Source organism: Mesorhizobium sp., from assembly GCF_024509055.1.
Lineage (GTDB): Bacteria > Pseudomonadota > Alphaproteobacteria > Rhizobiales > Rhizobiaceae > Mesorhizobium.
In genome coordinates this window covers 1-12,856 of record NZ_JANINM010000473.1, presented here as the reverse complement: position 1 = coordinate 12,856, position 12,856 = coordinate 1, and the positions used below count along the sequence as shown (strand labels likewise).

The 12,856-nt window shown below is 63.3% G+C and carries 14 protein-coding genes; 9 read left to right on the top strand and 5 right to left on the bottom strand.

Going from position 1 to position 12,856, the window contains the following annotated elements:
• A partial coding sequence (locus Q0L57_RS27435; protein ID WP_296746209.1) for an amidohydrolase family protein occupies positions 1-492 on the top strand: 492 nt, incomplete at its 5' end.
• Positions 493-507: 15 nt separating this feature from the next.
• On the opposite strand, the gene Q0L57_RS27430 is transcribed toward Q0L57_RS27435, so the two are convergent.
• From Q0L57_RS27430 to Q0L57_RS27415, 4 genes are all read right to left on the bottom strand, one after another.
• Positions 508-2,796, bottom strand: a complete 2,289-nt coding sequence (locus Q0L57_RS27430) for a molybdopterin cofactor-binding domain-containing protein (protein ID WP_296746208.1) — start codon at positions 2,794-2,796, stop codon at positions 508-510.
• Complete coding sequence (locus Q0L57_RS27425) at positions 2,789-4,153, bottom strand: cytochrome c (protein WP_296746207.1); 1,365 nt, start codon at positions 4,151-4,153, stop codon at positions 2,789-2,791. Before Q0L57_RS27425 ends, Q0L57_RS27430 begins: the two co-directional genes overlap by 8 nt.
• Before the next feature lie 2 nt (positions 4,154-4,155).
• Positions 4,156-4,614: a (2Fe-2S)-binding protein gene (locus Q0L57_RS27420; protein ID WP_296746206.1), complete on the bottom strand. Its 459-nt coding sequence runs from the start codon at positions 4,612-4,614 to the stop codon at positions 4,156-4,158.
• Positions 4,615-4,782: 168 nt separating this feature from the next.
• Positions 4,783-6,567, bottom strand: a complete 1,785-nt coding sequence (locus Q0L57_RS27415; RefSeq protein WP_296746205.1) for an NAD(P)/FAD-dependent oxidoreductase — start codon at positions 6,565-6,567, stop codon at positions 4,783-4,785.
• Positions 6,568-6,986: 419 nt separating this feature from the next.
• Here Q0L57_RS27415 and Q0L57_RS27410 point away from each other — a divergent pair, with 419 nt between their 5' ends.
• From Q0L57_RS27410 to dapA, 4 genes are read left to right on the top strand one after another with little or no spacing between them, the layout of a single operon-like run.
• The gene (locus Q0L57_RS27410; RefSeq protein WP_296746204.1) at positions 6,987-7,178 is read left to right on the top strand and encodes a hypothetical protein; all 192 of its coding nucleotides are present in this window, start codon (positions 6,987-6,989) and stop codon (positions 7,176-7,178) included.
• A gap of 35 nt (positions 7,179-7,213) precedes the next feature.
• Entirely contained in the window at positions 7,214-7,429 is a 216-nt protein-coding gene (locus Q0L57_RS27405) for a hypothetical protein (RefSeq protein WP_296746203.1), read from the top strand.
• A 32-nt stretch (positions 7,430-7,461) separates the two neighbouring features.
• Complete coding sequence (locus tag Q0L57_RS27400; protein WP_296746202.1) at positions 7,462-7,905, top strand: hypothetical protein; 444 nt, start codon at positions 7,462-7,464, stop codon at positions 7,903-7,905.
• Complete coding sequence (gene dapA / locus Q0L57_RS27395) at positions 7,895-8,836, top strand: 4-hydroxy-tetrahydrodipicolinate synthase (protein WP_296746201.1); 942 nt, start codon at positions 7,895-7,897, stop codon at positions 8,834-8,836. The genes Q0L57_RS27400 and dapA overlap by 11 nt, the downstream gene beginning before the upstream one ends.
• Positions 8,837-8,858: 22 nt before the next feature.
• Here the strand turns inward: dapA and Q0L57_RS27390 are convergent, their stop codons facing one another.
• Entirely contained in the window at positions 8,859-9,134 is a 276-nt protein-coding gene (locus tag Q0L57_RS27390) for a hypothetical protein (protein ID WP_296746200.1), read from the bottom strand.
• A 461-nt stretch (positions 9,135-9,595) separates the two neighbouring features.
• Here Q0L57_RS27390 and kdpF point away from each other — a divergent pair, with 461 nt between their 5' ends.
• The 4 genes from kdpF to kdpB all read left to right on the top strand — a co-directional run.
• On the top strand, positions 9,596-9,685 hold the full coding sequence (gene kdpF / locus Q0L57_RS27385) for a K(+)-transporting ATPase subunit F (protein WP_296746199.1): 90 nt from the start codon (positions 9,596-9,598) through the stop codon (positions 9,683-9,685).
• Between the two features lie 28 nt (positions 9,686-9,713).
• A complete protein-coding gene (kdpA, locus tag Q0L57_RS27380) occupies positions 9,714-11,417 on the top strand; it encodes a potassium-transporting ATPase subunit KdpA (RefSeq protein ID WP_296746198.1) in 1,704 nt (567 codons plus the stop codon).
• The gene (locus tag Q0L57_RS27375; protein ID WP_296746197.1) at positions 11,401-11,637 is read left to right on the top strand and encodes a hypothetical protein; all 237 of its coding nucleotides are present in this window, start codon (positions 11,401-11,403) and stop codon (positions 11,635-11,637) included. The genes kdpA and Q0L57_RS27375 overlap by 17 nt, the downstream gene beginning before the upstream one ends.
• Positions 11,634-12,856: potassium-transporting ATPase subunit KdpB (kdpB, locus tag Q0L57_RS27370; protein WP_296746196.1), on the top strand; the 1,223-nt coding region annotated here is incomplete at its 3' end. The genes Q0L57_RS27375 and kdpB, both read left to right, overlap by 4 nt.

Genomic DNA, 12,856 nt, shown 5'->3' with positions numbered 1-12,856 from the left:
GTCATCTTCGACATCGGCCACGGCATGGGCTCCTTCGACTTCGAGGTCGCGAAGGCGATGCTGGCGGAAGGCCTGGCGCCCGACGTGATCAGCAGCGACGTCCATCTCTACTGCGTCGACGGCCCTGCCTTCGACATCCTGGTCTGCATGTCGAAGCTGCTGGCGCTCGGCATGCCGCTGGACGAGGTGCTGCGCGCGACGACGCAACGCCCGGCCGAGGCTATCGCAAGGCCCGAGCTCGGCGCGCTCAAGGTTGGCGGCATCGGCGATGTCGCGGTGCTGAAACTGCAGCCGGGTCGTTTCACCTTCGTTGACGCCATTGGCGCTTCATTGGTCTCGGACCAGCGACTGGTATCCAACGGTATCGTGGTCGGCGGCAAATGGTGGCCTAACGAAACACGCGACCACAACGAGACAGAACGCTTCGAGGCACATCCCGGGCACACGCATGTCGAGGTCGCGGTCAGGCATTTCGCGCACCGGCACGATTGAGCAGGCCTCGCGCCATCAGGCTGCCAGCGAGTAACCGAGATCGCGCAACGGCAACCGGCGCACCCGATCTCCGTTGGCGGCGAAGATCGCGTTGCCCAGCGCCGGCGCCAGCGCCGGAAAGGCGGGTTCGCCCATCCCGGTCGGCGGATTGTCCGACTGGATGAAATAGGCATCGACTGTCATCGGTGCGAACGGCATGCGCAGGATCGGATAGGCGTTGTAGTTCTGCTCCTGTATACGGCCGTCCTCTATGTTGACCTTGAGACCCATGGCGGTCGAAAGAGCGTCGGTCGAAGCGCCCTGCGCCTGGGCCTCGGAGCCGGCCATGTCGATGATAGGTCCGACATCGAGCACCACCACGATGCGATCGATCCTGATGCGCTTGTCGGCATCGACGCTGAGCTCGACGGCCTGCGCGACATGGCCTGCGTGGGAGTAGCACCAGGCAAGGCCCAGCCCGCCGCCCTTCGGCAGCATCTTTCCCCAGCTGCACTTTTCGGCGCACATCCTGATGACGTCGGTCGCCCGCTTTGGGCTGAAGTTGACGCTCTGGTCCTTGGGGGCCAGTTCAGGCACGTCCCGGTTCACCGCATCGAGAAGGAACTCGACATGGTCGCGGCCCGAGGCCAGCGACAGCTCGTGCATGAAGCTTTGCGCGGCAAAGACCTGCGCATTGTCGCCCGGCGCGCGCCAGGCGCCGGTGGGGACCCTCAACGGGAACATCGTCTTGGCGCGGCGCAGGTTGGGCGCCTTGATCGAATATTTGAGGTTGTCGGTAAGGTTGGCCCCCGAGGCCTCTTTCTTGCCGTCGGCCGTAAAGGTGATGAAGTGCTCCTGCCAGGCGTCGAGGCGGCCAGCCTTGTCGATCGCGCCCTTGAACTGGTGATAGCCGGCGGGTCGGTAGAAGTCGTGGCCGAAATCGTCTTCCCGGCTCCATTGCAGCTTGACAGGAGCGTTGACCTTCACGGCGATCGCCGCGGCCTCGCAGGCATAGTCGTTGACCAGCCGCCGCCCGAAACCACCGCCGACGCGGGTCTGGTGCATCACGACCTGCTCAGGGGCAACACCGGCAACCTTGCCTATCAGCGGCAGGCCGCGATCCGGCTGCTGTGTCGGCACCCATAGTTCGATGATCCCGTCATGCCAGTGCGCCGTCGTGTTCATCGGCTCCAGAGCCGCATGCGCGGCAAAGGGATACTCGTAATAGGCCTCGACGGTTTTGGCGGCATTCGCGAAGGATTTGTCGACGTCGCCGACATCCTTGTCAAAATTCTGCGGCAGGTTGGCCGCTGCCTTCCTGGCCTCCGCCGAGAATTGCGACGTGGAATCCCTGGACGCCCCGCCGAGGTCCCAGTCGACCTCGAGCTTGTCCCTGGCCTGGAAGGCGCTCCAGGTGTCCCTGGCGATGATGGCCACGCCCGGCATCACCTCGACCATCATGCCTGTGCCCTCCAAGGCAAAGGCGTCGAGCACCCCGCGCTGCGCCTTGATCTCGTCCGCGTTGAAGGACCTGACCTTGCCGCCCGCCGCCGGACATTTGGTGTAGGTGGCGTAGACCATGCCGGGACGCTGGACATCGATGCCGAACAGCGGCTGGCCGCTGACCACCTTGGGATCGTCCACGCCGCGGTAGCGCTTGCCGATCAGCCGGTAGTCGGCGCGGGCTTTCAGCTTCAGGCTCTTGGGATCGGGCACCGGCATCTTCGCCGCGGCTGCCGCAAGCGACCCATAGGTGGCGGAACGGCCGCTGGCGGCATGGGTGAGGAGGGAATCCCGGGCTGCAATCTGCGACGGATCCACTCCCCATTGCGCCGCGGCCGCGGCGACCAGCATCGCCTTGGCGCCGGCGCCGGCCTGGCGCAACTGGTTCCAGGCGTGCGGGATCGAGGTCGAACCGCCGGCGCCCTGGCTGCCATAGATTTTGGGGTTGATGTCGGCCTGTTCCATGACGACATGGTTCCAGTCCGCGTCGAGTTCTTCGGCGATGATCACGCCGAAGGATGTCTTGATGCCTTGGCCGATCTCCGGGCATTTCGAATAAATCGTGACCGTATTGTCGGGCGCGATGCGGATGAAGGCATTCAACGCCTGGTCGCCGGTGTCAACAGCGGCGCCATTGGCCGGCTCTGCCGCGAAGGCCGCGTCGCCGAGGTGGAAGCCCAGCACCAGCCCGGCGACACCTGCGCCGGTCAGCTTGAAGAAGGTGCGCCGAGCCATCGTGATCGGAGGCTTGGCCGCACGGGCGGAATGGACCTCACGCAGGAGCGCCGAGAAATAGGCGTCGGACCGGGCAAAGTCAGCCATTGGGAGCCTCCTTCAATTGCTGTGCCGCTTGCTCTCTGAGCGCGGCCACGTTCTTGGCGGCCAGATGCGCGCCCTTTGCGCCGAAGCGCGCTGTGACGTAATTGGCCACGGCCGCGATGTCGTCGTCGGAATAGCCATCGCCGAAGGCCGGCATGAAGATCGTGCCGTCGGCGGTCTTTCGGTTGACGCCGTTAATGACGGTTTGCGCCACGTTGATGGCGCTGGGATCGTTCACGGCGCGAACGCCCGTCAGCGTGGCAAAGCCGGTGACCGGGCTGACGCCCGTCCAGTCATGGCAGGAGGCGCACGCGCCGGCGAAGATCTTCTCGCCACGCGAATTGGCATCTGCCACCGCGCCCTCCTTGTAGGATGATGGCGCCGCGCTCGTGACGGTGCGCGGCAGGTCGCTTGCATGAACCGGAATGCTACGCAGATAGGCCACCAGCGCATGGGTATCCTCAGGCAGCAGATAGCTCAGGCTGTCGTCGGCGGCCTCGCCCATCGGGCCGGCCGCGCCGCCATGGCCGTTCGCATGGCCCGTGGAGAGATAGGCAAGGAGGTCCTTGTCGCTCCAGTCGCCGATGCCGGAAGTCTTGTCGCTCGTGATGTTGTACGCACGCCAGCCCGCGATGAGAGCACCGGAGAATTTGCCGTGATTGTCTAGCCCGTAAGCCAGGTTGCGCGGCGTATGGCACTCGCCGCAATGGCCCATGGCCTCGGCGAGATACGCGCCCCGGTTCCATTGCGGACTCTGCCCGGTGTTGGGACGGAAACGCTCGTCGGCATTGAACGCCACGTTCCAGAGCGTGATCAGGCTGCGCTGGTTGAACGGCCAGGACAATTGATCCGGCCTCGGCGGCGCGTTCACCGGCGCCAGCGTGAAGAGATAGGCCTTGATCGCCAACGCATCGGCATCCGTCATCAAGCTGTAGGAGGCATAGGGCATGGCGGGATAAAGCTTCTCGCCGTCGGCGCGAATGCCCTTGTGCACGGCCGCCAGGAACTGGGCGTCGGTATAATTGCCGATGCCGGTTTTCTTGTCCGGCGTGATATTGGTTGAATAGATCGTGCCGAACGGCATGTTGAAGGCGAAACCGCCTGCGAAAGGCGCGCCACCAGGGGCGGTATGGCAGGCCTGGCAGTCGGCGGCATGGGTGAGGTATTCGCCACGCTTGACCAGGTCGGCGCTGGCAAGCTGAGCGGGAACACCGGTGACATCGGTGCCGTGATAATCGGCGAGCGCCACGGTCGAGCCGCCGGCGAAGGACATCGGAGCACGGGCGAGAAACAGCCAGCCCGCAAAGCCGAATGCGACAACGGCCAGGACCAAAACAAGAATGCCGATCGCTCTCTTCATGGTCAGGCCGATTTGGCGGCGGCGTTCTTGATGGCGCGGCGGATGCGGATATAGGTCCCGCAGCGGCACAGATTGCCCGCCATGGCCGCGTCGATGTCGGCATCGTCGGGTTGCGGGTTGGCGTTCAGCAGCGCCGTGGCCGACATGATCTGCCCGGCCTGGCAATAGCCGCATTGCGGCACCGCGGCTTCCAGCCAGGCCTGCTGCACCTTGGCGCCATTGGGCGTGCTGCCGATGCCTTCGATGGTGACGACGGCGCGGGTGCCGAGGTCGCCGACGGTCAGCTGGCAGGACCGCACCGGCTTGCCGCCGACATGCACGGTGCAGACGCCGCATTGCGCGATGCCGCAGCCATATTTGGTGCCGACCAGATTGAGATGGTCCCGCAACACCCAGAGGAGCGGCATCTCGTCGGGCACGTCGACCTGGCACGATTGTCCGTTGACGGTAAGCGTGAGCATATTTCCATCTCCGCCCGACGGTGAAATCGGCGCATGAACAGAATTTACCCACCAGACTCTAGGGGACCGGAGCGCCGCCAGTAGGGAACATCCGTTCACATCTAAGGCACCGCTTCCGGCTGAGACCTGAAAGCAATCAATTCGGATATGGGGGCGCGAACTCGCTGCCTAGGCGTTGCTTGGCTTGCCGTAAACCGGCGTCTTGATGCCCTCCATGCGCGCCTTGAGCTGCAGCGCCACATATTTCGAATAGAAGCGCGACAGCGCCAGATTGCCGCCGTGGAACCACAGCGCCTCCTGCGCTGTCGGCTTCCACATATTGCGCAACTCGCCCTGCCACGGACCCGGATCGCCCTTGACGCCGGAGCCGAGCCCCCAGCACGGGCCAACCTTGTCGGCGACTTCGCGCGAAACGATTGCCGCTACCGTCTCGTTCATCGACTGATAGCCGGTGCAGCAGACGATCACATCGACGGCCAATTCGCTGCCGTCCTCGAACAGGACGCCGCTAGGCGTCAGCGACTTGATGCCGACGCCGCTCTTCACGGCAATGTCGCCGTTGAGGATCAGCTCACAGGCGCCGACATCGATGTAGTAGCCAGAGCCGGTGCGGTACGCCTTCATCAGCAGCCCGGTCTCGTCCTCGCCGAAGTCGATGGCAAAGCCACTGTCGGCGAGGCGCTTGTAGAAATCGGCGTCGCGCGCCCGGATCACGTCGTAAAGCGCCTTCTGACCCTTCGGCACCAGCGCGAACGGGACCGAGGCGACGATCATGTCGGCCTTGTCGGTGGTGATGCCGCGCGCCACTGCCTTTTCCGAAAAAATCTCGAAGCCGACATCCATCAGCGTGTCGGACTTCACCACCGTCGTCGGCGAGCGCTGCACCATGGTGACCTTGGCGCCGGCCTCCCAGAGGTCGACACTCACGTCATGGCCCGAGCTTGCCGCGCCGATGACCGCCACGCGTTTGCCTCGGAATTTTTCGCCGGTCGAATACTGGCTGGAATGTAAGAGCTCGCCCTTGAAGCTGTCAGCGCCGGGCAGTTCGATCCGCCGTGGCGGCCCGTAGGCGCCGGTGGCGAAAACGATGTGCTTCGGCTTCAGCGTTATGCGCTGGCCGACGCGGTCGACCACGGCCGTCCAGACCTTTTCCGCCTCGTCATAAGCGGCGCTGATGCATCTTGTGGCGACCCAGTAGTTCAGCTCCATGACCCGGGTGTACATTTCCAGCCAATCGCCCATCTTGTCCTTGGGCGTGAACACCGGCCAGTTTTCCGGAAACGGAATATAGGGCAGATGGTCGTACCAGACCGGGTCGTGCAGCACGAGCGAGCGGTAGCGGTTGCGCCAGGAATCGCCGGGGCGTGCGTTCTTCTCGATGACGAGGGTTGGAACGCCGAGCTGTCGCAGCCGGGCGCCGAGCATAATGCCACCCTGTCCGCCGCCAATCACCAGGCAATAGGGTTGTTCATGGATGCCAAGGTCACGCGCCTCGCGCGCTCTGGCTTCCGCCCAGGTCTCGCGCTTGGGATCGGCCTTGTGGCGGATGCCAAGCGGCCGGGCTGGGCCCTTCCGCTCCTCGAAACCCTTGAGCTCGGTCATCGCCGTGAACAGCGTCCGGCAGCGGCCATCCTTCAGCCTGACGATACCCTCGCCTCGCGCGACCCCCGTCTCGAAGCTGAACCAGGCTTCGATAATGCCGTCGTCAACGCTGGCTTCGCCGGACAGTCGCCAATGCGAGGGCTTGGCCGCTACCAGCGTCGCCTGCAGCATCTCGCGGATCGCGGCCTGCCCCTCCATGGTCTTGATATTCCATGTAAAGGTCAGCAGATCGCGCCAGTAGCAATCCTCCGCGAAAAGGCTCGTCGCCGCCTCGATGTCGCCGGCCTCGAGCGCCCGGCCGAACGAGCCGAGCCAGGTCGCCGCCTGTTGCGATGGTGCGATTTCGAGCATTTTTGTCCTTCCCCCTGAATTGCCGATGCTGCGCTGCTGCATGCAATCGCGTCGCAACCCAGCTTGAAGTCGGCATGCAGGAAGTAACACGGCACATAAGATAGCCACAGATCAATTCGCGAACGGGGATCCGTGCAACTCGTCGGCTACGGCGGCGGCGAGCGGCTGTGCCCGCGCCGTCCATGCAGTTGGAGCAGGAATGCCTTGGACGGAACCGGCGGCCGGCAGCGTAGCCGGGGCAGTTTCCAATTGGCAGGAAAAGAACGGCTTACACGCAAGCGCGTCATGCCTGGCCCCCCCAATTTCCTGGCCCGGCAAATATATGACTTTCTTATTTTTTCCCTTTTTCGCCCGTCTCGCATTCAAATGCCTCGGCTTCTAATTTTCGGCGCGGATGACCGAGAACAAGGATGCCAGCGATGTACCGCGCCACGGGACTCTACCTGCCGACCCATCGTCCACTGCCGGTATCGGAAGTCGAGCACGCCAGAGGCGCTGCCGACAACAATCCGACTGCCGCCGGCCTGACGGAACCGATGGTGTTCGTCCGGCTGTTCCTGGTCGTTGGCTTCATCCTAGCCGCGGCGGCTGTCGCGGCGTCCGTTTCCTGATCTTCGGTCGTCCAGAGATCATCAAGGAGACCAACATGCCCAGTTCCCATATTTCCTCCGTCGGCAGTGCGCTCCACAGCTTCATCGTGGGGCGCGACGGCGAGGGCCATTGGATTGCACGTGACGAGCAAGGCCACTCCGGCGGTGTTTTCACCGACCGGGCGGCGGCGATCCATTTCGCCATGGTGGAAAGCGGCCACCGCGCCGGGGCGGTCCGTTTTGCCACCGGCCACCTTTCGCTCTTCGGCTGATCTTGTCGATTTTCCTTCTTGGCGGCCCGGAAGTGGTTTCGGCCATGGATAAAAGCGAAGACACCGATTCATCCGTCCTGATCGGGCGCATCGCCTGCGTCAGCCGATTGCTGGACCACCAGTTGTGGCAAGCTGCGATCGGCCTGTCGCTCGACAAGTCGTCCGCCTCCGGGCGCCGGTTTGCCCGCCTGGTCGAGGACGGTGCGTTGCTGGAGGCCGCCGTCCTGCTGGTCGGGCTCTGCGGGCCAAGCCGCTCGATTGCGAGCATCGCGATGTCCGGCGGGAATTGGGTTTGCGTCATCGGCGAACAGCCGGCGAACGGCGACGCGACGACCCGTATCCATCAGGCGGAACATATCGACCTGGCCGCCGCCGTGCTGGTGGCGCTGCTGTCGTCGCGGCCTCAAATGCGGTGTTCGCCGCACGATGCCTTCCGCCGGAAAATGCAAGGAGATTTCCATCATCATGACATTTGATCAGACCAGGGCGCGCCTGAACGGCGCCATCACCGCGCTGGTGACGCCGTTCAAGGACGGCGAAGTGGATATGAAGGGCCTGGAGAGGCTGCTGCATTGGCAGATCGGTGAGGGGATCAACGGCCTGGTGCCATGCGGCACCACGGGCGAGGCACCGACCCTGTCATGGGAGGAACGTCTCGACATCATCGCGCTGTGCGTCAAGGTCGCCGGCGGCAGGGTCCCCGTCATCGCCGGCACCGGCACCAACAACACCGAAACGACGATCGCCTTTTCCTCCGCCGCGGAAGCCTTCGGCGCGGACGCGGTCCTGATCGTCACGCCATACTACAACCGGCCTAGCCAGGAAGGCATCGTGCGGCATTTCGAGGCTGTCGCCCGCAGGGTCAGGATACCGATCATCGTCTACAACGTGCCCGCGCGCACCGGCGTCGACCTGTCGCTGGAGGCCCTCGAGAGGCTGGCGCAGTTTCCGGCCATTGTCGGCATCAAGGATGCCACCGGTGATCTCGCCCGCCAGTCCTCGCTGCCGGCGGTGCTGAGGCGCCGCTTCATCTGTCTGTCCGGTCACGACTCGACATCATTCGGCTTCAACACGATGGGCGGACGCGGAACGATTTCGGTGGTGTCCAATATCGCGCCCCGCCTGTGCGCGGACATGCATGATGCATTGAGGCGTGAGGACACCCACAAGGCCCGGGCCATCCATCACCGGCTGCGACCGTTGATTGCGGCGCTTGAGCTCGAAAGCAATCCCGTTCCCGTGAAGTACGCCCTGCATGTAGCGCTGGGGCTCAGTCCGGATGTCCGTTTGCCTCTGGTTTCCGCCGAGTCCGAAACGGCAAGAGCGATCCGTGAGGCTTTGTCCGCTCTCGATGGCCTATGCGCGGACGTGCCCAAGCAGGCGGCTGCGATCTACCGGCGCGGATAGAGCGGGATGGGATCCGAATCCCTTACCGCTTGGCTTCGAGAGCATAGACCAGCCCCGGCTGGACGATCCACTCCCCGGGGCGCAGCGCCTCGACATCGTACCGCCCGTTCGGATTCCGGGTCGCAACACCGACATAACGATAACTGGAGCCGTGGTCGTCGACCACCGTCTCCGAGATTTGATGGTCGGCAAGCCGGCCGATGATCGCGCCCTCGTTCTTCGGATCGGCAAGTATGAAATATTCGGTTGGCACGCTTTGACCCAACCGGGGCGCCAGCCTGAATGGTGCGAAGTGCATTTCTTGAACTCGATTTCGTGCCCGCCGGAATTTGGCGAGCTATGGCAGCGCCATAGATAAACGGCCGCTTCATATGAATTCGAGAGGGAACTCCAAGTCGCCTTATATATGCGTCTTTATTCGCGGCATCTGACCTGCGCCGGCCCGATGCGCAGGGATTTTCCCAGCCGGGCGTTACCCAAAACCTTTATAAAATTCCTATATCTTTCCAGCTGACCCCGTCTCGAACCTTTATGGCGATCGGGTCCATATTTCATGCCGAACAGAAGCTTTGACCGCCATCGAGGCGGCTATTGCGGCTGCATATGATTTTTGTAATCGGCGCCGCATGAAATAGTACAAGCGAAAACAAGGAACAAATCCAATGGACATCATTGTTCTCGGGGTCGGAGTCTTATTCTTCGTCCTTTCTCTTGCTTACGTCAAAGCTTGCGACAAAATCTGAGCAAAAGGGTCATACCATGCTTCTCGATTACATTCTTGGCGGCGCAGTGACCGTATTCATGCTCGCCTACCTAACCTACGCTCTCATTCGTCCAGAGCGCTTCTGATCGTCCTGGCGAAACGGAAAGTCACATCATGACACTCAACGGCTGGATACAGATCCTCATCTATTGCGGGATCCTGCTTTTGCTCGTGAAGCCGCTCGGCGGTTACATGTACCGGGTTTTCAACGGCGAGCGCACATTTCTTTCGCCTGTTCTCGTCCCGGTGGAACGGGCGCTTTATCGCGTTGCCGGCACGAATGAGCGCGAGGAACAGCATTGGTCGACCTATGCGGCCGCCTTGCTGCTCTTCAACCTCGCCGGATTCCTCGTTCTCTACGTCCTGCCGCGTGTCCAGGGCGTGCTGCCCTACAATCCGGCCGGCATGCCCGCCATAACGCCTGACCTGGCGTTCAACACCGCCGCAAGCTTCATCACCAACACCAACTGGCAGAACTATGGCGGCGAGAGCACGATGTCCTACTTCGTGCAGATGGCCGGCCTCACGGTGCAGAACTTCGCCTCGGCGGCCACCGGCATTGCCATTGCGATAGCTTTGATCCGCGGCTTCGCCCGTGCATCCGGCAAATCGATCGGCAACTTCTGGGTCGACCTCATTCGCTGCACGCTCTACCTGCTCTTGCCACTCTGCATCGTGCTGACGCTGGTCTATGTCTGGCTGGGCATGCCGCAGACGCTCGGCGCCTATGTCGACGCTACCACGCTCGAAGGCGCCAAGCAGACGATCGCGGTTGGGCCTGTCGCCTCGCAGATCGCCATCAAGATGCTCGGCACCAATGGCGGCGGCTTCTTCAACGCCAATGCCGCGCATCCTTTCGAGAATCCCAACGCGATCTCAAACCTGATCCAGATGCTGACGATCTTCGCGCTTGGTGCTGCCCTCACCAACGTCTTCGGCCGCATGGTCGGCAACCAGCGCCAGGGCTGGGCGATCCTTGCCTCGATGGGCGTGTTGTTCATCGCCGGTGTCGTCGTCTGCTACTGGGCGGAAGCCGCGGGCAACCCGCTGGTCCATGCGCTGGGCATCGACGGCGGCAACATGGAGGGCAAGGAGACACGTTTCGGCATAGCCGCCTCAGCGCTGTTCGCCGTCATCACCACGGCGGCTTCCTGCGGTGCCGTCAACGCAATGCATGACAGCTTCACCGCGCTTGGCGGCATGATCCCGCTGATCAACATGCAGCTCGGCGAAGTCATCATCGGCGGCGTCGGCGCTGGCCTTTACGGCATCCTGATGTTCATCGTGGTCGCCGTCTTCGTCGCAGGCCTGATGGTTGGTCGCACGCCGGAATATCTCGGCAAGAAGATCGAGGCGAAGGAGGTCAAGATGGCGATGCTCGCCATCCTCTGCCTGCCGCTGGCGATGCTGGTCTTCACGGCCATTACCGTGGTCCTGCCGAGCGGTGTGGCGGCCATGGGCAATGGCGGACCGCATGGCTTCTCCGAGGTCCTCTATGCCTACACTTCGGTTGCTGCCAACAATGGTTCGGCATTTGCCGGTCTGAACGGCAACACGCCATGGTACAACATCACGCTCGCAATCGGCATGCTGATGGGTCGCTTCCTGGTCATCATCCCGGCGCTTGCCATCGCCGGTTCGCTGGCCGCCAAGAAGACCGTGCCCGCTTCAGCCGGCACTTTCCCGACGGATGGAATGCTGTTCGTCGGATTGCTGGTTGGCGTCATCATCATCGTCGGCGGCCTCACCTTCTTCCCGGCGCTCGCCGTCGGCCCGATCGTCGAGCATCTGGCGATGATCCATGGGCAGACCTTCTGAAATGACGATGTCCTGGTTCAACATACGTCGAAACGATCGGCACGCGGCCGATGACGGAGGGGACGAGAAGCCTCGTCCTTTCCCGACGCTCTCCACCTTCCTTGGCATGGCGGCCATCCTGTTCGTGGTCTGGCTGCTTGCCACCGGCCTGCCGCACCTGCTCCCGAAAAGCGAGCATCCGGCGCCGTCCAACATAACCGATACTGGAGCCTCGAAATGAGCCAGTCCAAATCCGCGAGCATCCTTGATGCCCGCATCCTCGTGCCGGCCATTGGCGGCGCCTTCCGCAAGCTTGATCCGCGCACGCTGATCAAGAACCCGGTGATGTTCGTCGTCGCCATCGTCTCGCTGTTGACCTCGGTGCTCTTCGTCCGCGACCTGATCACCGGTGGCGGCAACCTGGGCTTCACCCTGCAGATCATCATCTGGCTGTGGTTCACCGTGCTGTTCGCCAACTTCGCCGAAGCCGTCGCCGAAGGCCGCGGCAAGGCGCAGGCAGACTCGCTGCGCAAGGCGCGCACCGAAACCCAGGCCAAGCTGCTCGCCAACGGTGACCGCACCAAGTTCAAGATGGTGCCCGGCACCAGCCTCAAGGTCGGCGATGTCGTGCTTGTCGAAGCCGGCGACATCATCCCCTCCGACGGTGAGGTGATCGAAGGCGTGGCTTCCGTCAACGAAGCCGCCATCACCGGCGAATCCGCGCCCGTCATCCGCGAATCCGGCGGCGACCGCTCGGCCGTCACCGGCGGCACCCAGGTGCTGTCCGACTGGATCCGTGTGCGCATTTCGGCTGCCTCCGGCCACACCTTCCTCGACCGCATGATCTCGCTGGTCGAAGGCGCCGAGCGCCAGAAAACACCGAACGAGATCGCGCTCAACATCCTGCTCGTCGGCATGACGCTGATCTTCGTGCTGGCCACCGCGACCATCCCGAGCTTCGCCTCCTATGCGGGCGGCTACATCCCGATGACGATCCTCGTCGCTCTGTTCGTGACGCTGATCCCGACCACGATCGGCGCCCTGCTGTCGGCCATCGGCATCGCCGGCATGGACCGCCTGGTCCGCTTCAACGTGCTGGCCATGTCCGGCCGCGCGGTCGAGGCCGCTGGCGACGTCGACACGCTGCTGCTCGACAAGACCGGGACCATCACGCTTGGCAACCGCCAGGCGACCGAATTCCGTCCGGTAAAGGGCGTCAACGAGCAGGAGCTCGCGGATGCCGCCCAGCTTGCCTCGCTCGCCGACGAGACGCCGGAAGGCCGCTCGATCGTCGTGCTTGCCAAGGAGAAGTACGGCATCCGCGCCCGCGACATGGGCACGCTGCATGCGACTTTCGTGCCCTTCACGGCGCAGACCCGCATGAGCGGCGTCGACATCGACGGTTCGTCGGTGCGCAAGGGCGCGGTCGATGCGGTGCTGGCGCATGTCAACCAGGCGAC